The 20,187-nt window shown below is 68.7% G+C and carries 25 protein-coding genes; 7 read left to right on the forward strand and 18 right to left on the reverse strand.

The annotated features are described in order from the left end of the window. Window positions 1–3: 3 nt before the first annotated feature. From sod to ACRYA2_RS00970, 7 genes are all read right to left on the reverse strand, one after another. Complete coding sequence (gene sod, locus ACRYA2_RS00940; protein ID WP_433623335.1) at window positions 4–615, reverse strand: superoxide dismutase; 612 nt, start codon at window positions 613–615, stop codon at window positions 4–6. Between the two features lie 109 nt (window positions 616–724). Beyond that, window positions 725–1,330: a superoxide dismutase gene (locus tag ACRYA2_RS00945; protein WP_433623337.1), complete on the reverse strand. Its 606-nt coding sequence runs from the start codon at window positions 1,328–1,330 to the stop codon at window positions 725–727. 148 nt (window positions 1,331–1,478) lie between these two features. Continuing rightward, complete coding sequence (locus ACRYA2_RS00950; protein ID WP_433623339.1) at window positions 1,479–2,897, reverse strand: cryptochrome/photolyase family protein; 1,419 nt, start codon at window positions 2,895–2,897, stop codon at window positions 1,479–1,481. A 105-nt stretch (window positions 2,898–3,002) separates the two neighbouring features. After that, window positions 3,003–3,341 carry a DUF7344 domain-containing protein gene (locus ACRYA2_RS00955; RefSeq protein ID WP_433624706.1) on the reverse strand — a complete coding sequence of 113 codons (339 nt, stop codon included), beginning with the start codon at window positions 3,339–3,341 and terminating at the stop codon, window positions 3,003–3,005. A 297-nt stretch (window positions 3,342–3,638) separates the two neighbouring features. Then, window positions 3,639–4,514 (reverse strand): class 1 fructose-bisphosphatase, encoded by an 876-nt coding sequence (locus tag ACRYA2_RS00960; protein ID WP_433623341.1) that lies wholly within the window; start codon window positions 4,512–4,514, stop codon window positions 3,639–3,641. Beyond that, the gene (locus ACRYA2_RS00965; protein WP_113275234.1) at window positions 4,514–5,305 is read right to left on the reverse strand and encodes a class I fructose-bisphosphate aldolase; all 792 of its coding nucleotides are present in this window, start codon (window positions 5,303–5,305) and stop codon (window positions 4,514–4,516) included. The genes ACRYA2_RS00960 and ACRYA2_RS00965 overlap by 1 nt, the downstream gene beginning before the upstream one ends. Before the next feature lie 119 nt (window positions 5,306–5,424). Next, a complete protein-coding gene (locus ACRYA2_RS00970; protein ID WP_433623343.1) occupies window positions 5,425–6,135 on the reverse strand; it encodes a DUF7409 domain-containing protein in 711 nt (236 codons plus the stop codon). 218 nt (window positions 6,136–6,353) lie between these two features. Between ACRYA2_RS00970 and ACRYA2_RS00975 the strand changes: the two genes are divergently transcribed. After that, on the forward strand, window positions 6,354–7,214 hold the full coding sequence (locus ACRYA2_RS00975) for a 3-hydroxyacyl-CoA dehydrogenase family protein (protein WP_433623345.1): 861 nt from the start codon (window positions 6,354–6,356) through the stop codon (window positions 7,212–7,214). A gap of 13 nt (window positions 7,215–7,227) precedes the next feature. Here the strand turns inward: ACRYA2_RS00975 and arcS are convergent, their stop codons facing one another. Both arcS and ACRYA2_RS00985 read right to left on the reverse strand, forming a co-directional pair. Next, window positions 7,228–9,033, reverse strand: a complete 1,806-nt coding sequence (gene arcS, locus ACRYA2_RS00980) for an archaeosine synthase subunit alpha (RefSeq protein ID WP_433623347.1) — start codon at window positions 9,031–9,033, stop codon at window positions 7,228–7,230. A gap of 54 nt (window positions 9,034–9,087) precedes the next feature. Further along, window positions 9,088–9,579 carry a metal-dependent hydrolase gene (locus ACRYA2_RS00985; RefSeq protein ID WP_433623349.1) on the reverse strand — a complete coding sequence of 164 codons (492 nt, stop codon included), beginning with the start codon at window positions 9,577–9,579 and terminating at the stop codon, window positions 9,088–9,090. Window positions 9,580–9,678: 99 nt separating this feature from the next. On the opposite strand from ACRYA2_RS00985, the gene ACRYA2_RS00990 reads away from it, so the two are divergent. Then, window positions 9,679–10,386, forward strand: a complete 708-nt coding sequence (locus ACRYA2_RS00990) for an SDR family NAD(P)-dependent oxidoreductase (protein WP_433623351.1) — start codon at window positions 9,679–9,681, stop codon at window positions 10,384–10,386. Window positions 10,387–10,392: 6 nt separating this feature from the next. Here the strand turns inward: ACRYA2_RS00990 and ACRYA2_RS00995 are convergent, their stop codons facing one another. From ACRYA2_RS00995 to ACRYA2_RS01015, 5 genes are all read right to left on the reverse strand, one after another. Next, on the reverse strand, window positions 10,393–10,791 hold the full coding sequence (locus tag ACRYA2_RS00995) for a PPOX class F420-dependent oxidoreductase (RefSeq protein WP_433623353.1): 399 nt from the start codon (window positions 10,789–10,791) through the stop codon (window positions 10,393–10,395). Window positions 10,792–10,935: 144 nt separating this feature from the next. Next, entirely contained in the window at window positions 10,936–12,138 is a 1,203-nt protein-coding gene (locus tag ACRYA2_RS01000) for a carboxylate--amine ligase (RefSeq protein ID WP_433623355.1), read from the reverse strand. 1 nt (window position 12,139) lies between these two features. Continuing rightward, a complete protein-coding gene (locus ACRYA2_RS01005) occupies window positions 12,140–12,274 on the reverse strand; it encodes a hypothetical protein (protein WP_433623357.1) in 135 nt (44 codons plus the stop codon). Between the two features lie 114 nt (window positions 12,275–12,388). Next, window positions 12,389–12,880 (reverse strand): cupin domain-containing protein, encoded by a 492-nt coding sequence (locus tag ACRYA2_RS01010; protein WP_433623359.1) that lies wholly within the window; start codon window positions 12,878–12,880, stop codon window positions 12,389–12,391. Window positions 12,881–12,965: 85 nt separating this feature from the next. Next, on the reverse strand, window positions 12,966–13,880 hold the full coding sequence (locus ACRYA2_RS01015) for a dihydrodipicolinate synthase family protein (protein WP_433623361.1): 915 nt from the start codon (window positions 13,878–13,880) through the stop codon (window positions 12,966–12,968). Between the two features lie 98 nt (window positions 13,881–13,978). On the opposite strand from ACRYA2_RS01015, the gene ACRYA2_RS01020 reads away from it, so the two are divergent. Then, window positions 13,979–14,251, forward strand: coding sequence for a ubiquitin family protein (locus ACRYA2_RS01020; RefSeq protein WP_433623364.1), 273 nt, complete (start codon window positions 13,979–13,981; stop codon window positions 14,249–14,251). Window positions 14,252–14,435: 184 nt separating this feature from the next. Here ACRYA2_RS01020 and ACRYA2_RS01025 read toward each other — a convergent pair whose 3' ends face one another. The 4 genes from ACRYA2_RS01025 to ACRYA2_RS01040 all read right to left on the reverse strand — a co-directional run bounded on the left by ACRYA2_RS01025 (window position 14,436) and on the right by ACRYA2_RS01040 (window position 16,712). After that, window positions 14,436–14,579: a TRASH domain-containing protein gene (locus tag ACRYA2_RS01025; RefSeq protein WP_113275244.1), complete on the reverse strand. Its 144-nt coding sequence runs from the start codon at window positions 14,577–14,579 to the stop codon at window positions 14,436–14,438. A 101-nt stretch (window positions 14,580–14,680) separates the two neighbouring features. After that, a complete protein-coding gene (locus tag ACRYA2_RS01030) occupies window positions 14,681–15,268 on the reverse strand; it encodes a GNAT family N-acetyltransferase (protein WP_433623366.1) in 588 nt (195 codons plus the stop codon). An 87-nt stretch (window positions 15,269–15,355) separates the two neighbouring features. Then, window positions 15,356–15,814 (reverse strand): MGMT family protein, encoded by a 459-nt coding sequence (locus tag ACRYA2_RS01035; protein WP_433623368.1) that lies wholly within the window; start codon window positions 15,812–15,814, stop codon window positions 15,356–15,358. 118 nt (window positions 15,815–15,932) lie between these two features. Continuing rightward, window positions 15,933–16,712: an enoyl-CoA hydratase/isomerase family protein gene (locus ACRYA2_RS01040; protein WP_433623370.1), complete on the reverse strand. Its 780-nt coding sequence runs from the start codon at window positions 16,710–16,712 to the stop codon at window positions 15,933–15,935. 152 nt (window positions 16,713–16,864) lie between these two features. Between ACRYA2_RS01040 and ACRYA2_RS01045 the strand changes: the two genes are divergently transcribed. The 4 genes from ACRYA2_RS01045 (at window position 16,865) to ACRYA2_RS01060 (ending at window position 20,124) form a co-directional block, all read left to right on the forward strand. Then, complete coding sequence (locus ACRYA2_RS01045) at window positions 16,865–18,238, forward strand: NAD(P)/FAD-dependent oxidoreductase (RefSeq protein ID WP_433623372.1); 1,374 nt, start codon at window positions 16,865–16,867, stop codon at window positions 18,236–18,238. A gap of 64 nt (window positions 18,239–18,302) precedes the next feature. After that, window positions 18,303–18,836: a DUF5815 family protein gene (locus ACRYA2_RS01050; protein WP_433623374.1), complete on the forward strand. Its 534-nt coding sequence runs from the start codon at window positions 18,303–18,305 to the stop codon at window positions 18,834–18,836. A 103-nt stretch (window positions 18,837–18,939) separates the two neighbouring features. Further along, window positions 18,940–19,167 (forward strand): hypothetical protein, encoded by a 228-nt coding sequence (locus tag ACRYA2_RS01055; protein ID WP_433623376.1) that lies wholly within the window; start codon window positions 18,940–18,942, stop codon window positions 19,165–19,167. Between the two features lie 69 nt (window positions 19,168–19,236). Then, window positions 19,237–20,124, forward strand: a complete 888-nt coding sequence (locus ACRYA2_RS01060; protein WP_433623378.1) for a Vms1/Ankzf1 family peptidyl-tRNA hydrolase — start codon at window positions 19,237–19,239, stop codon at window positions 20,122–20,124. The last annotated feature ends 63 nt before the right edge of the window (window positions 20,125–20,187 follow it).

A 20,187-nucleotide genomic window follows, 5' to 3' on the forward strand; every position in this document is an offset into this window, starting at 1 on the left:
TCCCTACTCGTGGTTCGAACGGACGGTGTCGTACTGGGAGGCGACCTCGTCCCAGTCGACGACTTCGAAGAAGTTGCTGATGAAGTCGCCGCGGTCCGGACCGTAGTCGTAGTAGTAGGAGTGCTCCCAGACGTCCAGCGCGAGGATGGGGTGGGAGCCCCAGAGAGCGCCCTGGTCGTGCTTGTCGACGACGAGGTTCCGCAGCTGCTTGGCGACCGGGTCGTAGACCAGCAGCGCCCAGCCCGACGCGTTCTTCGCGGCGGCCTCGAACTCGCCCTTCCAGCCCTCGTAGGAGCCGAAGTCCTCCTCGATGCGGTCGGCGAGCTCGCCGTCCGGCTCTCCACCGCCGTTCGGGGACATGTTGTCCCAGAACAGCGTGTGGAGGTAGTGGCCACAGCCGTTGTGCGTGACGTTGCGGATGGCTGCCCCCGAGGAACCGAACTCCCCGTTCTCGCGGTTCTCGGCGAGCGTCTCTTCGGCGTCGTTGAGACCGTTCACGTAGCCCTGGTGGTGGGTGTCGTGGTGCCACGTGAGCACTTGCTCGCTGATGTGCGGCTCCAGCGCGTCGTAGTCGTAGGGAAGTGGCGGCAGTTCGGCGTTTGATTTTTCTGGCATGGTGTAGCCTCCACGTTTTACATCACCCTTCTAGCTGTTAAACCTTGAGAAGTTGTATGATAACACGTCTCAGAACTACAAAAATAATTTTCAGTAATCCCGCTGACGATTACGCCATGCTGCTCGCTTCGTCGTAGCGTTCGGCCACGTCGTCCCAGTCGACCACGTTCCAGAAGTTATCGACGTACTCCCCGCGGTTGTTCTCGTACTGGAGGTAGTAGGCGTGCTCCCACACGTCGAGCACGAGTAGCGGCGTCGTCCCCTGCGGGGTCTGGTTCTGGTGGTTCTCCGCCATGCTGACGATGGGTTCGTCGGACACGTGGTCGTACAGCAACAGCCCCCACCCGGACCCTTCGACGCCTTTCGCCGCCGCCGAGAAGTGGTTCTTGAACGCGTCGACGCCGCCGAAGTGGTCGTCCAGGGCGTCCGCGAGTTCGCCGCCCGGCTCGCCGCCGCCGTCCGGGGACATGTTCTCCCAGAAGACGGAGTGGTTGACGTGCCCCGAGAGGTTGAACGCGAGGTTGCGCTCGACGCCTTTCACGTCCCCCCACTCGTCGTTCTGGCGCATCTCCGAGAGCGTCTCCAGCGCCGCGTTCGCACCATCGACGTACCCCTGGTGGTGTTTGTCGTGGTGCAGTTCCATGATGCGCGCGTCGATGTTCGGTTCCAGCGCGTCGTAGTCGTACGGTAGTTCCGGTAGCTCGTAGGTTGCCATGTGAACCCCCGTCTGTGGGTCAACGGTGGTGGTGTTAAACGTTTAGGCGAGGCCGTCCGCGATCGACGCCGTTCCGCCGGTTCACCGTCCGTTCGGGCCGAATTCGGCACCGACGGTCGGCAGTCGCTCGTACGACATCGACTCTCAGCTACCCGTCACCGCGCGCGGCCTCGAACGTCGCGATGGCGCACTCGCGGCGCTCGGCGTGGTCGACGACGGGCGCGGGGTAGTCGGACGCGACGTTCGCACGCTCCTCGTCTGAAAGCGCCGGCCACTCGTGGATGGCGTCGGTCGGTGCGTCCCGGAGTTCGGGGACGTGCTCCCGGACGTACTCGCCGTCGGGGTCGTACCTCGCGCACTGGGTCGCGGGGTTGAAGATGCGAAAGTACGGCTGGGCGTCGGTGCCCGTCGAGGCGGCCCACTGCCAACCGCCGACGTCGTTCGCGGTGTCGTGGTCCACCAGCTTCCGGCGGTACCAGTCGTACCCCTCGCGCCAGTCTATCAGCAGGTCCTTCGTGAGGAACGCGGCGGCCACCATCCGGACGCGGTTGTGGACCCACCCCTCGGCGCGCAACTGTCGCATCCCGGCGTCGACGAGGGGGTAGCCGGTCTCGCCGTCCTTCCACGCCCGAAGCGCCTCCGGGTCGTCGCGCCACCGGATCTCGTTCGCGTACTCGCGGTAGTTCTCGGTGACCACGTCGGGGCGCGCGTCGAGGACGTGCGCGTAGAACTCCCGCCAGGCGAGCTGTCGCCGGAACGCCTCGACCGACTCCCGCGCCTCCCCGTCTCTCGCGGCGGCCGTCGCATCGGCGGTGGCCTCCCAGACCGTCCGGACGCCGACGGTCCCGAACTTCAGGTGCGGCGAGAGGCGCGAGGTCGACGCCCGGGCGGGGTAGTCGCGTTCGTCCGCGTAGCGGTAGATGGCGTCATCGCAGAAGTCGTCGAGCAAGTCTCGTGCGACGTCAGTTCCCGCGGACGGCACGTCGGCTTCCGGGTCGTCGAACCCGAGGTCGGCGAGCGACGGCAGCGGTGCGGCAGTATCGAAGTCCTCGCCGAGGGCGTCGCGCGGGTCGACCACGTCCTCGCGACCGGGGGCGGCGACGGGGGTCGCCTTCTCCCGGTCCCGCCACTTCTTCCAGAAGTACGAGTAGACGGAGTAGTGGCTCCCCTCGTTCGTCGTGATGGTTCCGGGTTCGTGGAGGACGGCGTCGTGGAACCGCTCGCGGGCGACGCCGGCGTCGGCGAGCGCCGTCGCGACCGCGCGGTCGCGTTCGGTCGCCAGCCCGGAGTAGTCGCGGTTCCAGGTGACCGCGTCGGCGTCGCAGGCCGCGGCGAGGTCGGGAAGGGCGTCGCTCGGGTCGCCGCGGACGAGGAGCAGGTCGCCGCCGCGCTCGCGATACTGCGCCCGCAACGCATCGAGCGCGTCGAGCATGAACGACACCCGGGGCGGCGCGCCGTGGTCGAGTATCGCGCGGTCGACGACGAAAACGGGGAGCACGCGGTCGTCGGCCGCCAGCGCCAGGTTGTCGGTCGCGCGAAGGTCGCGGCGATGCCAGTGGAGTCGCACGTCGGTGCTTCGACCGCTATCGTCCTTAAACTACGGCCGGGGCTCGTCGGTCGGGGCGGGGACGTATCGGGACGGGGACGGACGACCGGAACGGCGAAAACGGGATTACTGGTCCGGCAGTTCCATCGCAGCGACGTGTTCTGCGTACTCTTCGAGAACCGGTTGACCGTAGTACCGGACCGACTCGCTCCGGGCGTCGTAGTCGATGACGTTCGCGTCCGCCAGCCGCGGCAGATGCGTGTGGTGAAGCGACGCCTCGACGCGCCTGCGGAAGTCGTCCGGAACGTCGGCCACTGCCGTGTCCGTCTCCCAGGCGGCGACCTGCTCCGAGAGGTCGTCGAGCGTCGCCACGCCGTCCGGAATCTCCGAGAGATAGTGGATGGCGTACCGCCGCCGCTCGACCGAGAGGAGGTCGAAGATGTCGTCGAACGAGGGCCTGCTCACGCCGGGCTCCGCACGGAGTACGTGCGGTGGATGTGCCGGCTGTCGTTTCCCCGAGTCGTCCCGATATGGTGACTCATTACTCATGATGCCTGCGCGCACTCTCAGTTGACGACCGACACTAAAGAATGGTGAATCTAGATGCCTAGAAAGATGCCAGCGACGACGAACGAGAGGCGCTAACGCGGGCGAACGTTCGGTCGTGGCGACAGGAATCGACGGGTCGTCGAAGCGGCGGTGCCGACAGTGCTGGCACGCGGTCGAAGTCGGGTACCGTCGCGAAAAATCGAAGCGGAGGTGTCAGCGAAGCGTCGCTTCCAGGCGGTCGATGAGCGCCTCGTTGCCGAGGTGAACCGGCACGCGCTGGTGGAGGTCCGTCGGTTCGACGTCGAGGAGCGACCGTTCGCCGTCGGAGGACCGGCCGCCGGCGCTCTCGACGACGTACGCCATCGGGTTCGCCTCGAATTGGAGGCGGAGTTTCCCCTCGGGGCGGGACGCCAGACCAGGATAGGCGAACACGCCGCCGTACGTCATCACCTGGTTCACGTCGCCGATCATCGCTCCGCCGTACCGGAGCTTCAGTTCGTCCTCTATCTCGCGGGCGTACTCGGTGAACGCGTCGGTCCAGTTCGGCACGCGTCCGCCGAAGCCGTAGACGACGGGGTCGTCCGGGAGCGCGAGGTCCTCCTCGACCGCGCGACGGTCGCCCGGCCCGCGTCGCTCCGAGGCGCTCCCGGTCTCGCCGCTCTCCACGACGTACTCCGTCACCTCGCCGTCGCGGGCGACCATCATCGTCGTGAGGGGACCGTAGAGGACGTAGCCCGCCGCGACGAGGTCCCGGCCCGATGCGGGCAGGGACGCGTCGTAGACGCCGACGATGGTCCCCATCGAGTTGTTCGACTCGACGTTCGAGGAGCCGTCGAGGGGGTCGATGGCGACCGACAGCCCCGTCCCGCAGTCGACGACCGACTCGCGCTCCTCGCTGGCGAACTCGCCGACGCCCTCGATGGCGGTGAGTCGCTCTTCGAGGAGGTCGTCGGCCCACACGTCCGCCGCGAGCTGGGTCTCGCCGCTGGGGTTCTCCTCGTCGGCCTTCCGGCGGCGACCCGCCAGCCCGCCCCGAATCTCCGGCGCGGCGGCCGCGACCGCCTCGAATATCTCGTCGACTGCGTCCATCATTCGAGGGCTTCGTCGGTCGTCGCGCCCTCGAAGATGACCTGTTCGAGCGCGTCGAGGATGCGCTCGGGGTCGTCGCGTTGCCAGACGTTGCGTCCGACCGCGAGTCCGGAGCCGCCGGCGTTCATCACGGCCTCGACGCTGGAGAGGAAGTCGTAGTCGCTGACCTTCGACCCGCCGCTCATGACGACCTTCGTGTCGGCGGCGGACTTGACCGCCCACTCCATCTCCTCGGGACTACCCGGGTACTTCACCTTCGCGATGTCCGCACCGAGTTCGTGGGCGATGCGGGTGCCGTAGGCGATGACGCTCTCTTTCGTGTCGTTCTTCAGCCCCTGACCGCGCGGGTACGACCACATGACGACCGGCAGGTCGTACTCGCGGTGGGCGCGCTCCTGGACGTCCCGGAACTCCTCGTACATCTCCGGCTCCCGGTTTGAACCGGAGTAGACGGTATAGCCGACGGCGTCCGCGCCGAGTTCCGCGGCGTAGTCCACCGTCCAGTTCTGCGGCGAGTACGGCTCGCCCATCCAGAGATTGCTCGTGCCGTTCAGCTTGGCGAGCAGGGAGACGTCGTCGTCGTAGGAGGGGTAGTACGTCTCCGCGACGCCCTTCTGGACGGCCAGCGACGTGACCGCGTCGTGGGTGGCGATGTCGAAGACCGTCTCCGGGTCGAGCGTGTCGGGGACGGAACTGAAGTCGGCCGACGGTCCGTGCTCCAGTCCGTGGTCCATAGCGAGGATAAGTGACTTGCCGTCGCGCGTTACTGGCGAGTCAGTCAGCGGTATCATCGTCGGAAACTGCGGCGACGAAATATATGAATGTGGTGGTCCGCCGGAGACCGAGACCACCGCTACGCGGAGTCTCGGAACCTCTACTGGCGGATATCGGAACTACGAAAGTAGTAAACTCACAGCAGTTCCCGGGCGGCGTCGCGCCACGCCGTCACGGCCTCGCGGTCGAGGCCGAGCGAGTCGGCGACCCGTTCCGGGTTCGCGGTCGCCAGACTCCTGACCGACGTGATGCCGGCCTCGGCGAGTTCCGCTGCCTCGGCGTCCCCGACGCCGGACACGTCGGTCACGGGGTCGGGTTTGCTCCGCTCGCGCCACGCCGCCTCGGCCTGCTCGGCGTCCCCGCTGCCGTCCGTCGTCGCGGTGCCGGCGTCCCCCCGCTCGGCCGAACCGGCCGACGCGGCCCAGGCGCGCTCGTCGTCCTCGTCGTCGGTCGTCGCGACGTCTGCGTCCTCCCAGTCGCCCGAACTGGCCGCGACCCAGGCGCGCTCGCCGTCTCGGAGCCCTCGAACCTGGTCGGAGCGGTGTTCGAGGTCGTCGCCGCTGCTCTCGAACGACCACGACAGCGAGTGCTCGCGGCGCAGGCGCGCGGCGACTCCGGGGTTGACGCCCGCCTCGGTCAGCATCTCGTAGGACACGTCGCGGGCCGGAATCGCCGCCGCGTCGAACGGCGCGTCCGCCAGCGTCGAGGCCGTCGCCGGACCGACGAACTTCACGTCGGTCGGGTCGGTCGGGTCGGTCACGGTCGCCTCGCTCTTGGCCGACTCGTCGGGCGCGTCGCTCTCCCCCGCGGCGTCGTCGGTCTCCCCGTTCGTGTCGTTTTCCGTCACGGCCGTCCCAACTCGTTTCCGAGTCACACTATCGGTTCTTGAATGTTTCGACGGAACGGTAGATCGGACGGGGTCGGCGACCGGAGCGCCGGAGACGACCGTCCGGGGCCTCCCGGCAGCGTCCGAGCCGCCGACGTGACTCGGGGACGACACTCGTCCGGCACCGTCCGTTGAAACGTTCCGCTATGCTTACAACCGTGCCGGAAGCAGTCCCGCCCATGCGCGACCTCGAAACCATCGACACCATCGGCGTGGTCGGAGCGGGCACCATGGGCAGCGGCATCGCACAGGTGGCCGCGACGAGCGGCTACGACGTCGTCATGCGCGACGTGAAAGAGGAGTTCGTCGAGAACGGCTTCGACACCATCGAGTCGAGCCTCGACCGGTTCGTCTCCAAGGAGAAGATGGACCGGTCGACGGCGGACGCGGTGACCGAGCGCATCGCGGGCACCACCGAACTCGACGACCTCGCGGACTGTGACTTCGTCGTCGAGGCCGCCGTCGAGGACATGGACGTCAAGCAGGACGTCTTCGCGGACCTCGACGCGGTCGTCGACGACGACGTGGTGCTGGCGACCAACACCAGCACGCTCTCCATCACGACCATCGCCAGCGCGACCGACCTCGAGGAGGAGGTCGTCGGCCTGCACTTCATGAACCCCGTCCCCGTGATGAAAGGCGTCGAGGTCGTCGTCGGCGAGAAGACCGACCGCGCCGTCGTCGACTTCGCCCACGAGTTCGCCGAGGAACTGGGCAAGGAGACCTGGGAGTCCGACGACAAACCCGGCTTCGTCACGAACCGCATCCTGATGCCGTGGATAAACGAGGGCATCCGGGCCTACGACGAGGGCGTCGCCGACAGGGAGGACATCGACACGGGCATGAAACTCGGCACGAACGTCCCGATGGGACCGCTCGAACTCGCCGACCACATCGGCCTGGACATCTGTCTCGACGCCAGCCAAACGCTCCACGAGGAGCTGGGCGACCGGTACAAGCCCGCCTACCTCCTCAAGCGCAAGGTCGACGCGGGCGACCTCGGGAAGAAGACCGGCGAAGGGTTCTACGAGTACGACTGACGGCGGTTCGGCGCTACTTCTCCTCGACGTGCCGGACGCTGACGGCGATGCCGCGCGTGCTCTCGCTCATCTCCGCCCCGGACATCGACGCACGGCCGACGGCGAACGCCTTCGGCCCCTCGACGACGACCTCGTCGCCGACCCGGACGTCCTCGTCGGCGTCGACGACGCCGGGCGCGAGCACGCTGCCGTGCGGGGCGAAGGCGTCTATCTCGACGCGCTTCGTGGGGGCGTCGCTGTCCACCCAGCGGCGCGCGCCCGCGAGCGTCAGCGAGAGGACGCCGTACTGGGGCACCATCGCGGCGAGTTGCTCGCCGTCGTCGTCGTCGTGAACCCGGAGTTTCGGGTAGCGACTCTGCATGGTGATGGACTCGAACAGGTCGTCGCCGGCGCGTTCGCCGAACTGGTAGTCGGCGATGGCGCGGACGGTGTTGTGCTGGCGCTCGCGCTTGCCGTACTTCAGTTCGTCCGACAGCGCCGACGAGAGGTTGGCCAGCGACTCCGTCGTGGTCGGGTGGTCCTCGACGGTGTACTCGAAGTCGAGGTCGAGCGCGGCCTCCACGCGCTCGCAGACGTCGCGGTACCCCTCGTCGGGGACGTGTGCGATGACCTGCGGGTAGTCGTTGCGTTCGAGATAGCGCCGGAGCACTCTCGCGACGAACTCCTTCTCCTCGGCGCTCCACCGCCCCGTCACGGCCGAGTCGTAGTGCTGGGCCGGGTAGGTGAGTTCGAGTTCCTGCGGGACGACGCCGATGGGACTGGTCATCGACACCTTGTGCCCCCGGAACTGGATGGCGTCGTGGTACTGGCCGTGGCTCTGGGACTCGCTGTACGGCTTCTTCGCGGAGCACGGCACCAGCACGAGGGGGTTCGAGAACCGGTTGCGATACCGGGACGTCACGCGGTCCGCGAACCGCTGTATCTCGACGCGACGGAGGCTGTCCTCGGTCGTCGCGGCGAGTTCGGCGTCGCGCACGACCGGCGTGCGCTGCTCGACGTACGTCCACTGCTGGTCGAACTCGCGGAACGCCGCCGTGAGCCACTGGTTGTGGCGGGCCTGTCCTTCGACGTAGTCCCGGAGTCGTCCCGCCCGGACGCGTTCGCGGACGACCGCCAGCTCCGCCCGGAGCGCGTTCACGTTGTGCTCGACGCAGTCCTCGCGGTCGAACTCCGAGACGGACTGCCGGCACGCGGGACACGCGCACGGAAGCTCGTCGAGGCTATCGAGGTAGTGGCGACCCTCGGTGGTGAGATAGATTCCCTGGGTGCCGGCGACGACCGCGCGGTCGGCGTCGACGAGGTCGACCCCGGCGTAGACCAGCGTGGCGACGTTCCGCGGCGTGGCGACCCCCGGCAGGAGCAGCGCGCTGTCGGCCGGAATCGCCGACCGCGTCTCGACGACGGCGTCCCGGAACCCCGCGCCGTGCCCGACGAACTCCTGCGCGCCCGAGAGGACGTAGCCGTCGGCACCGTAGTCGTCGGCCGTCTCGGGCGCGACGACGACCGCGTTCGGGTAGTCGACCTCGGGGTAGTCGACCGCGAACGACTCCATCACCTCGTCGGCGGTCCCGCCGGGGAACGCGCGGTGCGGGAGGACGGTCAGCTTCGACTCGTCGCCCTCGGGAACGTCGCGCTCGGCGGGCCAGAGGCTGCCGGCGTCCGCCAGCACGGCCGTCTCGCGGCGTCCGCCGCTCGCCCCGTCGGTGGAGCGGCGGTCCGCTCGCTCCACGAGGGACGGCGTCGTCAGCGGCTCCGCGAGGCGGAGTTCCCCGATGCGGGCCGCCCCGTCCCGCTCGTGGACCTCGAAGTACTCGGTCATGACTCCCGTTCGGGGGGCGAGCGCCAACTATCTTGCGAGACGCGGCCGCCGCGGTCACGCCGTCGTGCGCCCGAGCACCCACGCGACGACCGCCAGCGTCACGCCGACGGCGAACAGGAGGTAGTTCGTCGCCCGGTCGTTCGCCAGGACGAGGTCGAAGGTGAACCGCCGGTCGGAGAACGGCCAGAACGGTCGCACGCCCATCGGGTTGATCACGTCCGCGACGAGGTGGGCGACGACCGCCAGCACGCCGACGGCGAAGCCCAGTCCCGCCAGCCGAAGGACGGCGACCGGTCCGGCCTCGAACCCGAACGGGACCGCCGCTGCCGCGGCGAGCACGCCGACCGCGAGTGCGAAGACGAGCGAGTGCGTCGGCCCGCGGTGCTGCAGTCGGTCGGTCTTGCCGTCGAGGTCCGGAAGGTTCGTCAGCGCGAGCGTGACGAGACCCCCAGCGAGCGCGAGGGTCGACTGGCCGGCGGCGACGAGCGCGTAGCCTAGCGGCGCGTACAGCGCCAGCGCCACGCCGTAATGGCCCGGCCGGTGCATGCCCGGTGATTACGTTCCAGGGGGAAAACTGTCGTGGTCGATTTCGCCCCGAAAGAATCGGACAGAAACCGGTTTCAGCCTGCCGGTCCTGTCTCGTCCATGGACGGACGAACTGCAGTCGTGACCGGTGGTACCCGGGGCATCGGCGAGGCAGTCGCGGCGGCGTTCGCGGACGACGGCGCTCGCGTGGTCGTCTGCGGGCGTCACGGCGACAGCGTCGAGGAGACCGTCGCGACCATTCAGGACGCCGGCGGCGACGCGCGCGGCCTCCGGGCCGACGTGCGCGACGAGTTCGACCTGGAGCGTCTGATGGAGACGGCGGCGCGGTTCGGCGGCGACGGCATCGACGCGGTCGTCGCGTGCGCCGGCGTCTATCACGGCACGCCCGGCGAGACGCCGCTCGCCGAGGAGTCCTACTCGGCGTTCGACGACACGATGCGGACGAACGCCCGCGGCGCGTACGCGACCGTCCGCGAGGCGCTTCCGCACGTGAACGACGGTGCGCGCGTGCTCGTGCCGACGGGCGCCATCGGTCACGAGTCACGGCCCGGCTACGGTTCCTACGCCGTCTCGAAAGCCGCCGCGGAGGCGCTGGTCCGCGGGTTCGCGGCCGAGATCGACGCGACCGTCGCCGGTGTGGACCCGGGCGTCGTCGCGACCGAGATGATGGGCGAGAAGGGCGAGCGAGGGCGGAGCCCCGAGGACGTCGCCGGACTCTTCCACTGGGCGGCGACCGAGGCTCCCGCCGAGGAGGTCGACGGCGCGGTCGTCGGCCTGAAGGAGTGGCGGCAGGCGACGGGGACCTGACGGCCCCTACTCGCTGGTCGTGACCTCGTCGGGGCGGATACGGAGCAGGAGTCTGGGGCCGGACTCCTCGCCAAGCCGCGGATACTCCTCGACGTCCATGTACCGGCGGGCGAGTCGGTTGACGTGCTCGACCGCGCCGTCCTCGGTCGCCGTGACGACCTCCCCCCGCACCGCGAGGAACCGGTTCGGGTCGTCGGGGTCGACGAGCGAGAGGGCGACGCGGCGGTCCTGGCGGACGTTCCGCTCCTTTCGCGTCCCGCGAACGGTGTTGACCAGCAGGTGGTCGTCGTCCCGGTCGACCCAGACGGGGACGACGTGGGGCGCGCCATCGGGCAGGACGGTCGCGAAGTGCGCCAGCGTCTCCCGCTCGAACAGGTCGTCGTACCGGTCCGGAATCGTCGTCATGTTCGGGTTTCGTGGGTGACGGTACGGTCGTCCATAAGCCTGGTTGTGGTGTCCCTTCCTCTCGGTGGCGTCGACCCCGGCCCCGCGCTCGGGCTTCTCGACCGCTCGCCGTTCGGTGTGCGGCCCGAACAGCGTACGACCTCGTCAACCGAGTCGCCTGTCGACCACCTGCGCGAATCCACGGCGGGCCTGACGAAGGATGGGGCCCGGGTCGTCGAGATGGAGGTAGTCGAAGTCGGGCCGTTCGTAGCACGACCGCAGAATCTCTCGGGTCGTCCCCGACAGCGACGGTCCGTCGACGAGAGAAGAGCTCTCGCGGACGATGCTCACCAGGTGTTCGAGTTCGCCGGCCAGATAGTGGGTGCCGGCCCCGACCTCGTACCCGGGGTCGACCAGTTCGGGGCGACCGGTCGCCTGCAGCCAGTACCAGAGCGGGAACGCCGCCCCTGCACGCGTCGCACACGCGAGCGACTGCCACATGCGGGGGTTGAGTTCGATCGGTTTGAACTCGCCGGTGGCGGCGTCCTCGACGTACTCGATGCAGGCGAGTCCGTGCCAGTCGAGGCCGTCGAGCAGGGAGCGAGCCACCGATTCGAGTTCCGGGATGTCGACCGCTTCGCGATAGACGCCGCCGCCGCCGGTGTACGAATCGCCCCGTAGCTGTCGGTGCTGGAACGTCGCCAGCGGTTCGCCGTGGTCGTACAGCGCTCCGAACACGTACTCGTCCGTCCCGTCGACGTACTCCTGGACGATGGGCGTGTGACTCATCTTCTCCCGGATAGCCGCGGTGTCGGGCGACTCGTTCGCCGGCACGTGTTTCACCAGTTTCGCGATGCTCGACTCGCCCAGGTCGAACGAGTCGACGTACTCGTCGACGAGCAGGTTGTACCGGGACTTGACGATCCGGTCGGACTCCCAGTCGTCGGCCTCGTCGAGCAGCTCCGTCCGCGGTGCCGGGACGCCGGCGTCGTCCGCGGCGTCCATCAGCCGCTTCCTGTCGTGGGCCCGTTTCAGCGTCTCGAGCCGTGGAACGACGAGGTCGACGTACCGGTCGAACTCGTCGTAGTACTTCGAGAGGAGGTAGGGGCCCTGGGGTCGGTGCGGAACGATGGTCCGCACGTCCGGGCGGGCGGCGAGTCCCAGCAGCGCGTCCTTGTACGCGAGGAGGTCGCGGGCGGGCGGAATCGTGACCACCTCGTCGCAGTACCGCGACGCGGTGACCGGGAGGGCGTCGTCGGCGACCGCGACGATGACGTGCACGTCCGCCTGCGCCAGCGACTGAACCGACGCGTACCCGTGCGGGTACCGCGACGCCGGAATCACGACCGCGTCTCGGTCGTCAGCCATCTCAGCTCTCGCTCCGTCGTTCGTTCGCCGGGGACGCCAGCACGGGCGTCCCCCGTCCGTCGTGAGTGCGTATCTGTCCACGGTTCGGGTACGGCGTTCCTGGAGGGTCGTTCGCCATCTCCGTAGTTACGTACACGTTCCCACTTTTATTTGTACGGGTGGCGCTGAGAATCCGGCGGCTCGGTCGGCGTTCGAGCAGGTCGACCGGGGTGCGACCGACCCGCTCCACCGCGATGGGTGCTCGGCCGGTCTACTCGGTGCTCTCCTCCCCCGACCAGTAGTCCACGGCGTCCTCGCGTCGATAGTACGCGTGGTGCGTTCGCGTCTCGCGCCTGCCCGGCGGCGACCCGGCGAACACGCCGACCTTCTCCGAGTCGGGGTAGACGAGCACGTCCGGGTCGTTCATCGTCGAGATCATCAGGTACGTGAGCGGTTCGTCGGAGTCGTTGACGACCCGATGTGCGCCGGACTCGTCGGTGGGGAGAGCGACGTAGTCGCCCTCGGCGAGCGGGGTCGTCTCGCCGTCGAGTCGCAGCGCGCCCGTGCCGGCGAGGACGAACAGTGCCTCCTCGTTCCCCGTATGGTAGTGGTACGGCCACGACCGTCGGCCCGGCGGGAGTTCGTACAGGCTACACCCCAGGTCGTCGCCGCCGGCGGCCTGGCTCAGCTGTTTCCGCCTGAAACGCGTCTCTCCACGTTCGAGCGTCGTCCACTCGACGTCGTCTGCGTTGACTTTCGCCATAGCGACCGGCACGCCCGCGGTCCGTAAAGTGCTAGGGACCTGCGGGGTGCCGACGCGGAGGTCGAGCGGGGGTATCGGACGCGGGTCAGAGCAGGTCGAGCGAGCGGAGGTCGGACTCGAGGGCGGCGCGGTCGCTGTCGTCCATCTTTCGCAGCGGACTCCGGAGCGGACCGGGGTCGAAGCCCGTCTCGCGGAGGTCGAGCACCGTCTTGACGCCCGCCATGTACGGCCCGGTCTTGAGCGCGTCCCGGACGTCGTACACCCGGCTCTGGAGGTCGCGGGCGCGCTCCTCGTCGCCGTCGTCGTAGGCCGAGTAGAGGTCGACGACGAGTTCGGGGAAGGCGTTGGCGACGGCGCTGACCATCCCCGAGCAGCCGACCTCCAGCCCGGGGAACAGCAGCGAGTCGGACCCGGCGAGGAACGTGAGGTCGGGGTGGGCGTCGATGGCCTGGCCGAGCCACGGCACGTCCTTGCTCGAGTCCTTGAGGCCGGCGAGGTTCGGAATCTCGGCGATGTCGGCGAGCGCGGACAGCGACAGCGCGTTGCCGGTCTTGCTCGGGATGTGGTAGACGTAGACGGGCAGGTCGACGGCCTCGCAGACGCGCCGGTAGTGCTCCACGGCGGCGTGGTCGTCGAGGGGGTAGTAGTACGGCGTCACGACGACGAGGCCATCCGCGCCGACCGACTCGGCGTGTTCGGCGTGCTGGACGGTCTCGTGCGTGCTCGGCGCGCCGACGCCCGCGATGACCGGCACGTCGTCGACGGCGTCGACGACCGTCTCGACGACGCGGTCGCGCTCCTCGTGGGTGAGCAGCGGGAACTCGCCGTTGGTTCCGAGGGGGAAGACGCCGTGCGCGCCGCCGTCGACGACGAACTCCGCGTGTGCGGCCGTCGCCTCGTAGTCGACCGATTCGTCTTCGTCGAACGCCGTGACGGTCGGCGGGACTACGCCGTGCAGGTCGAGGGGGTCTGCGGACCCGGGACTGGGTGCGTTCGCCATGTCGGGGGCGTCACCGCCCGCGCCCATAAGCCGTTTCGTTCGACAGTACTTTTTCGAGTGTGAGTAAACTTTTTTAGCTGGCGCTCGTAGTACGGGGTATGAACGTCAGAGTCGAACTCACCGGTAGCCTGGTCGCGCGCACCGGTACCCGAGACGCTCGCGTCGCCGTCCCCGAGTCGGCCACTGTTGCCGACGTCATCGACAAGCTCGGCGAGAAGTGCGGCCCGCAGGCCACCGCGGGCATCGTCGACACGCTCGGCATCCGTCCGGACACCCGCATCGTCCGCGAGTCCCGCGACGCGAGCGAACCGGTCTCCGTGAACAGCCCCGTCGAGCCGGGCGACACGGTCCGCGTCCAGCCGACGGCCTGAGACGCCGACGCTCGCGGTCGCAGCGGTAGTCGAGCAGTTCCGCGTCGGTACGACTACGGCGCGCGTTCTCTGGTTTTGTTTCGCGCGGCGTGCTTCTCGACCGCACGACCGTGAGAAAAGGCGGTACAGACCGTCTACGCTGCTACACTCTTCGTCCGACCGACGCTCCGGCGCGGGACGGTCGTCAGTCGTACTTTCCGGGCGTTTCCTCGAACTCGTCGCGGTGTTCGGCCGAGCAGAACCGGCGCTGGCGACCCAGGTGAACGGTGACGAACTCCTCGTCGCGGTTCTCGTACAGGTCCATGCCGCAGACTGGGCACTGTTCCATGGTCGGAGCAAGGACGCGAAGCGACAAGTTCGCTGTGGCTGCGACGGCGGGCCCGGGACCGTCCCGACCGCGTCGTGCGGAGTCCGGTCGTAATCGCGCGGTTATCCGCCCGTGTCGTACTTGTAGGTCGCCTCGTCGGGGTCGATGCCGAAGTCCTCGGGGGACTCCTCGACCTCCTCCTCGCCCTCGTCCTTCGGTTCGGCGTGCTTGAACCGCTCGCGGAGGCGGTCGGGCATCTCGAACGCGTCGACGTCGAGCACCACCGGCACGGCGTCGGGTTCGACGCCCTCGCGCTTCGATTCGAGGCGGTCCTGGAGCTTCGGGGGCAGGGCGCTCTCGTCGATGCGCTCGAAGCCGAACTGCGTGAGATATCCCGGTTCACCGACGAGCGCGTACACCTCCTCGAACCCCTGGTCCCCCGCCTGCTCGACGAGACGCTCGATGACGTGCGCGCCGACGCCCTGCTCGCGCCAGGCGTCGAGGACGCCGATGCTGGTGAGTTCGCAGATCTCCGGCGCGTCCTCGGGCTTGTGGATGCGGATGCGACCGAACCCGGCCTTCTCGTTGCTCTTCTCGTCGATGGCGATGACGTAATCCCGGGAGCGGAAGGCGGTTTCGTCCAGCCCCATCGCCTCGATGTGATCGAGTAACCAGACCTCCTCCCTGTTTTTGGCGTCCCGGACGTACATGTCAGGAGGTTCGCCGCGGGGAGATAAAAAGGTGTGGCGGAATCGACGGACGCTGCGTCGCTTCCGTGGGACGGCCCGACGCCGGAACTACAGCCCTTCGAGCGACCGCAACTTCTGCTCGACGTCCGGCGGAGCGGCGCTCGGCCCGTCCCGGACGCGGTGGTCCGGCACCAAAAGCGGCGCGGGGTTCGAGTCCAGCGCGCTCCGGACCATGTTCTGGTCGTCCTCGTCGGTGTGGTCGACCCCCGCGGTCATCCGGGCGAGCGTCTCCACGTTGATCTGGTCGCCGTACGGTATCTCGCGCACTCGTTCGAGCACGCTCCGCTGGTCGGTCGGCAGCGTGAGCGCGACCTGCACGTCCGAGAAGTCGTCCTCGACGCCCTCGAGGTACGCGAAGACGCGGTCGAGCAGGTCGTGGTCGCCCTGAGCCTCCTCGTCCGGGTCGTGGGGGAACGACACGCTGAGAACCCGGCCGCTGGCGATTCCGAGCTGGACGTGTCGTTCGAGATACGTCGACTCGCGCGCGTAGATTCCGGCGTCGTCCATACGCGAACCGACGGCCCTCGCCGACTTCAAGATTCCCGTCCGACGTCTCCGGTCCGGCCGCGACGGCGCTCGCCGAACTGCGGCCAGCCGCCGACGCGGGGAGGCCGGCGTCCGCCGGCTAGCGGCCCTCGAACGCGGGGTCGTCGCCGCCGAAGAACGCCGCCAGTCCGCGCTCGTAGTCGGCCGACCGCGTCGCCCACGTGATAGCGTCGACCTCGGCCGCCATCTGGGTCGACAGCCCGCGACCCGCGCTCTCGGTCAGCAGGCGCTTGGTCGCGCCGTACGCGCGGGTCGGCCCGTCGGCGAGGTCGGCGGCGAGTTCCGCGACGCGCTCGTCGAGCGCCGCCGTCGCCTCGGTCGCGAGCCCCATCTCCACCGCCGCGTCGGCGTCGATGGGTTCGTCGAGCAGCGCTATCTCCTTCGCGCGCCGCAGTCCGACAAGGCGCGGGAGGAAGAACGTCGACCCGCCGTCGCCGGTCAGGCCGACGCGGGGGTAGGCGAACTCGAAGCGAGCGTCGTCGGCGACGACGACCAGGTCGCCCGACAGCGCCAGTCCGAACCCGCCGCCGGCGGCGACGCCGTTCACGCCCGTCACGACCGGCTTGCGAGCGTTGACGAGGTTCTCGATGGCGCGGTGGAGGCTCGATGCGATCTTCCGCAGCATGCGGGCGTCGCTCGCCGCGCCGTCGAGCACGGAGAGGTCCGCACCGGTGTTGAACACGTCGCCGGAGCCGGTGAGGACGACGCAGCGCGCGTCCCCGTCGACGACGTTCGCCGTCGCGGTCCGGAGTTCGCTCGCCATCGCGCGGTCCATCGCGTTGTTCGTCGCCGGGCGGTCCATGACGATACGGGCGACGCCCTCGGTTCGTTCGACGCTGAGGTGTTCGTACTCGGCCACGTCCGGAGTTGGGGCGGCCGCGTGAAAATCGTACCGCGATTCGCCCGGGCGGCCTCCCGTCCGGTCCGGCGGATTCGCACGTGGCCGCCGCAGACATCGTCCCGGGCCTGAAGGTCAAGAATTTAGTACCCCATGTCGAGTAGCGTAGTGGTATGGAGCGTTTCGACGTAGCTATCGTCGGCGGGGGTCCAGCCGGCATGGCGGCGGCCGAGCAGGCCGCCCAGCGCGGGGCGGAGACGGTCGTCCTGGAGAAAGGAGTACCGCGAGCCGACCGGGAAGTGCTCGGTCCAGATTCGACCGACGCCGCCGGGATGCTCGACTACTGGGTCGACCTCATGGACGAGGACTACCGCGACATCCCCGACGACGTGATTCTGCAGGAACTCGACCGCGTGGACTTCTACGGGCCGAACGAGGCCTGCGTGCTGGAGAGTACGGGCATCGAATCGTCGTACCCCGAGTTCGGGTTCACCTTCCACCGCGCGCGGATGGACGACTGGTTCCGGGAGCGCGCCGAGGCCGCCGGGGCCAGCTACCGCGTCGGCGTCGGCGTGAAGCGGGTCGACACCGACCTGGACGCCGCGCCCCGTCACACCCTCCGCCTCGCGGACGGCGAGGACGTGGCGGCCGAGTACCTCGTGCTCGCCGACGGTCCGCAGCGCCAGGTGACCCTGAACGCGCTCGACCAGTTCATGCCCGAGGGACGCTCGGTGAGCGAGCACCTCTCGCCGCCGAGGGCGAACCACATCGCCTATCAGGAGTACCGGGAGTTCCCCGAGGAGGCGTTCGAACCCTCCGCGCTCAAGTTCTGGTGGGGCGTCATGCCGGGCGAGACGGCGTACCCCTGGGTCTTCCCGAACGACGGCACCGTCGCGCGCGTCGGCCTGACGATGCCCATCGGACTGGACCTCGCCGAAGTGGAGAACCGCGAGGACTACGCCCTGCTCCGCCCTGACGACGAGCGCGTCCCGCGCGGCGGCGAGTACGTCCGCCGACTGCTCGACCGCCTGTACGGCGACGAGTACGACGTCGAGAGCGACTTCCCGCTCGTCGAAGACCGCGGAAAGTCGGGCGGCACGGAGACGTACCCCATCTCGTCGACGCGCCCGATCGAGTCGCCGACGCGAGCCGGCGTCGCCGTCGCCGGCGGGGCGATGGGAACCACGAGCGCGTTCCACGAGGGCGGCTACCACCTCGCCGTCCGGACCGGCAAACTCGCCGGCGAACTCGCCGCCACCGACTCGCTCGGGGAGTACAACGACCGGTGGAAGCAGGCCATCGGCGAGGAGCTCCTGCGCAACGTCTCCTTCGCGGACATCGTCGCCGACTACGGCCCCGCGGACTGGGACCGCACGTTCTCGATGGTCGACGACCTGCTCGACGACGACCGGGAGAGCGGCATGTTCAAGAAGAAGTTCTCCTCCGGCGTCCGCGGGGCGAAGCTCGTCGGGAAGTACAAGAAGACGAAGTACAGCTACCGCGACGGCAAGTACGTCCAGTTGACGGAGTCCGAGTACTCGGTCTGAGTCCGAGTACTCGGTCGTCGCGCGTTCCGCGGCGTTTAAACGCGCGAAACACGAAGCGGACGGCATGGCAGAACCGCGCGTACCGGGCGGTCGCGGGGCGGAACTCGACCTCCCCTGCGGCGAGTCGGTACACGTCCACGACCTCGACATGGGAATGCGGGAGTACGACTGCGCCTGCGGCGACTCCCACGCGGTCGTCACGGACGTCCACCCGCCGTCCAGGTTCGTCCCGGAGTTCCTCGTCTCCGTGCTCCGGGAGACGGTCGACACGGCCGACGACATGGGGGAGTTCGGGACGACGCACGTCATGGGCATCGTGTTGGAGGAGTTCCCGGAGCAGGTCGTCAGCGAGAACGTCGAGGACGACCAGGACGTCGGCTACGCGCTGGTCTGGATGACGGATTTCGACTCGCGCCGCCTCCACGAGATCGTCGTGGAACTGCTCGTCGAACTGATGGAACACGCCGTCAGCCACGCCGAGAACTCCGACGCGATGACGCAGTTCGAGGAGGACATGCTGGACTTCGACGTCGAGGCGTTCGTCGAGCAGTACCGTCGCGAGCGCGATTTCACCGGCCCGAACGACACCGCCCGCTGAGAGGTCGACATCCCGAACGGTCGAGTCCGCGTCCGGACGCCCGCGCGAGCGTCTGACGTCCGTCTGACTGAACGTTAAGTCCGCGTCTTTCGTAACGACAAATATGTCTGCTCGCGGAAGAGAGTTCGAGCGTATTCGGGAGGTCGTCTCGGAAGCGAGTGCCGACGAGCCGCTCACCGCGCGCGAGATACTGACGCTCCTGGACGAACGCGACGAGGAGTTCGAGAGCGCTCACGAGATAGCGACCGTGCTGGGTCGGCGGGCCCGGCACGGCGACGTCACCGTCATCCGCTCGTCGCCCTACCGCTACGACATCCGTGAGAGAGCGTAGCGAACGGCGACGCCCGGTCCGGTTTTCGACCCCGAACCTACAAGGTCCACGGGAACACCCACCTATCCGATGCTAGACGAGTTGCTCGGGCGCGCCGAACTGAAGGAGAAGATAGCGGACCTGGAAGAGGACAAACGCCATCTGGAACGACGACTGGAGGCCGAAGGGGAACGCCGTGCCGAGGCCGCGACCGCGCGGCAGGAGGCGGAGGAGGAAGTCAACCGCCTCGAAGACCGCGTCGCCGAACTGGAGGACCGCGTCGAGCGCCTCCAGGACGGCGAGTCGGACCTCGACTACCGGGGCGTCGAGACGCTCCGAGACGACCGACTCGCAGCCGTGCTCGACCGGCTCGCGTCGGTCGACGCGGGGCCGGAAGGAGCGCTGACGGCGATGGTCGACGACGACCCGTCCGACGACGTGCGGGAGGCGTTCGGCGACCACGCCGCGCTCGTCGCCCGGGCGACGCCCTGCCTCGCGGCGACCGACGACGCCGGCCTCGTCAGCGCCGCGCTCGTCCCGCCGGACCCACCCGAACCCTTCGTCGCGTGGGGTGAGGAGTTCGACGTCGAACGCCGCTGGTTCCAGCCGACGGGGGAGTTCGCGCTGGCGCTCGTCCGCTCGGACCTGTTCGCGCTCGGCGAGTACGACGGGCGCGAACGTACCGCCTTCTCGGGATTCGAGAGCGACGTGAAAGGCGACCACTCGAAGGGCGGCTTCTCGCAGGGACGATTCGAGCGCCGCCGGGACGCCCAGATAGACGAGCACGTCGAGAAGTGCCGGGAGGCCGTCGAAGCGCGGGACGCCGACCGCCTCTACGTCGTCGGCCAGCGCACCCTGCTCTCGGAGTTCCGCGAGGAAGCGACCCGGACGAGACCGGTGGACGCGACCGGCGACCCCCGCGCCGCGCTCGACGACGCGTTCCACGAGTTCTGGACGACGCGGCTCTACCGGATATAGCTCCCTCGACCAGTCTGGAGAACGTGCGCGTGGCGCGTAGCCGTCCGTTCGTCGGACGACTCG

It is taken from the genome of Halomicrococcus pelagicus (genome assembly GCF_050954125.1).

What these genes read in the sequence shown, in the direction of transcription:
- sod (WP_433623335.1), bottom strand. Translation starts at nt 615, where the DNA reads ATGCCAGAAAAATCAAACGCCGAACTGCCGCCACTTCCCTACGACTAC.
- ACRYA2_RS00945 (WP_433623337.1), bottom strand. Translation starts at nt 1,330, where the DNA reads ATGGCAACCTACGAGCTACCGGAACTACCGTACGACTACGACGCGCTG.
- ACRYA2_RS00960 (WP_433623341.1), bottom strand. Translation starts at nt 4,514, where the DNA reads ATGGACGCAGTCGACGAGATATTCGAGGCGGTCGCGGCCGCCGCGCCG.
- ACRYA2_RS00965 (WP_113275234.1), bottom strand. Translation starts at nt 5,305, where the DNA reads ATGATACCGCTGACTGACTCGCCAGTAACGCGCGACGGCAAGTCACTT.
- ACRYA2_RS00975 (WP_433623345.1), top strand. Translation starts at nt 6,354, where the DNA reads ATGCGCGACCTCGAAACCATCGACACCATCGGCGTGGTCGGAGCGGGC.
- arcS (WP_433623347.1), bottom strand. Translation starts at nt 9,033, where the DNA reads ATGACCGAGTACTTCGAGGTCCACGAGCGGGACGGGGCGGCCCGCATC.
- ACRYA2_RS00985 (WP_433623349.1), bottom strand. Translation starts at nt 9,579, where the DNA reads ATGCACCGGCCGGGCCATTACGGCGTGGCGCTGGCGCTGTACGCGCCG.
- ACRYA2_RS00990 (WP_433623351.1), top strand. Translation starts at nt 9,679, where the DNA reads ATGGACGGACGAACTGCAGTCGTGACCGGTGGTACCCGGGGCATCGGC.
- ACRYA2_RS00995 (WP_433623353.1), bottom strand. Translation starts at nt 10,791, where the DNA reads ATGACGACGATTCCGGACCGGTACGACGACCTGTTCGAGCGGGAGACG.
- ACRYA2_RS01000 (WP_433623355.1), bottom strand. Translation starts at nt 12,138, where the DNA reads ATGGCTGACGACCGAGACGCGGTCGTGATTCCGGCGTCGCGGTACCCG.
- ACRYA2_RS01010 (WP_433623359.1), bottom strand. Translation starts at nt 12,880, where the DNA reads ATGGCGAAAGTCAACGCAGACGACGTCGAGTGGACGACGCTCGAACGT.
- ACRYA2_RS01015 (WP_433623361.1), bottom strand. Translation starts at nt 13,880, where the DNA reads ATGGCGAACGCACCCAGTCCCGGGTCCGCAGACCCCCTCGACCTGCAC.
- ACRYA2_RS01020 (WP_433623364.1), top strand. Translation starts at nt 13,979, where the DNA reads ATGAACGTCAGAGTCGAACTCACCGGTAGCCTGGTCGCGCGCACCGGT.
- ACRYA2_RS01025 (WP_113275244.1), bottom strand. Translation starts at nt 14,579, where the DNA reads ATGGAACAGTGCCCAGTCTGCGGCATGGACCTGTACGAGAACCGCGAC.
- ACRYA2_RS01030 (WP_433623366.1), bottom strand. Translation starts at nt 15,268, where the DNA reads ATGTACGTCCGGGACGCCAAAAACAGGGAGGAGGTCTGGTTACTCGAT.
- ACRYA2_RS01035 (WP_433623368.1), bottom strand. Translation starts at nt 15,814, where the DNA reads ATGGACGACGCCGGAATCTACGCGCGCGAGTCGACGTATCTCGAACGA.
- ACRYA2_RS01045 (WP_433623372.1), top strand. Translation starts at nt 16,865, where the DNA reads ATGGAGCGTTTCGACGTAGCTATCGTCGGCGGGGGTCCAGCCGGCATG.
- ACRYA2_RS01050 (WP_433623374.1), top strand. Translation starts at nt 18,303, where the DNA reads ATGGCAGAACCGCGCGTACCGGGCGGTCGCGGGGCGGAACTCGACCTC.
- ACRYA2_RS01055 (WP_433623376.1), top strand. Translation starts at nt 18,940, where the DNA reads ATGTCTGCTCGCGGAAGAGAGTTCGAGCGTATTCGGGAGGTCGTCTCG.
- ACRYA2_RS01060 (WP_433623378.1), top strand. Translation starts at nt 19,237, where the DNA reads ATGCTAGACGAGTTGCTCGGGCGCGCCGAACTGAAGGAGAAGATAGCG.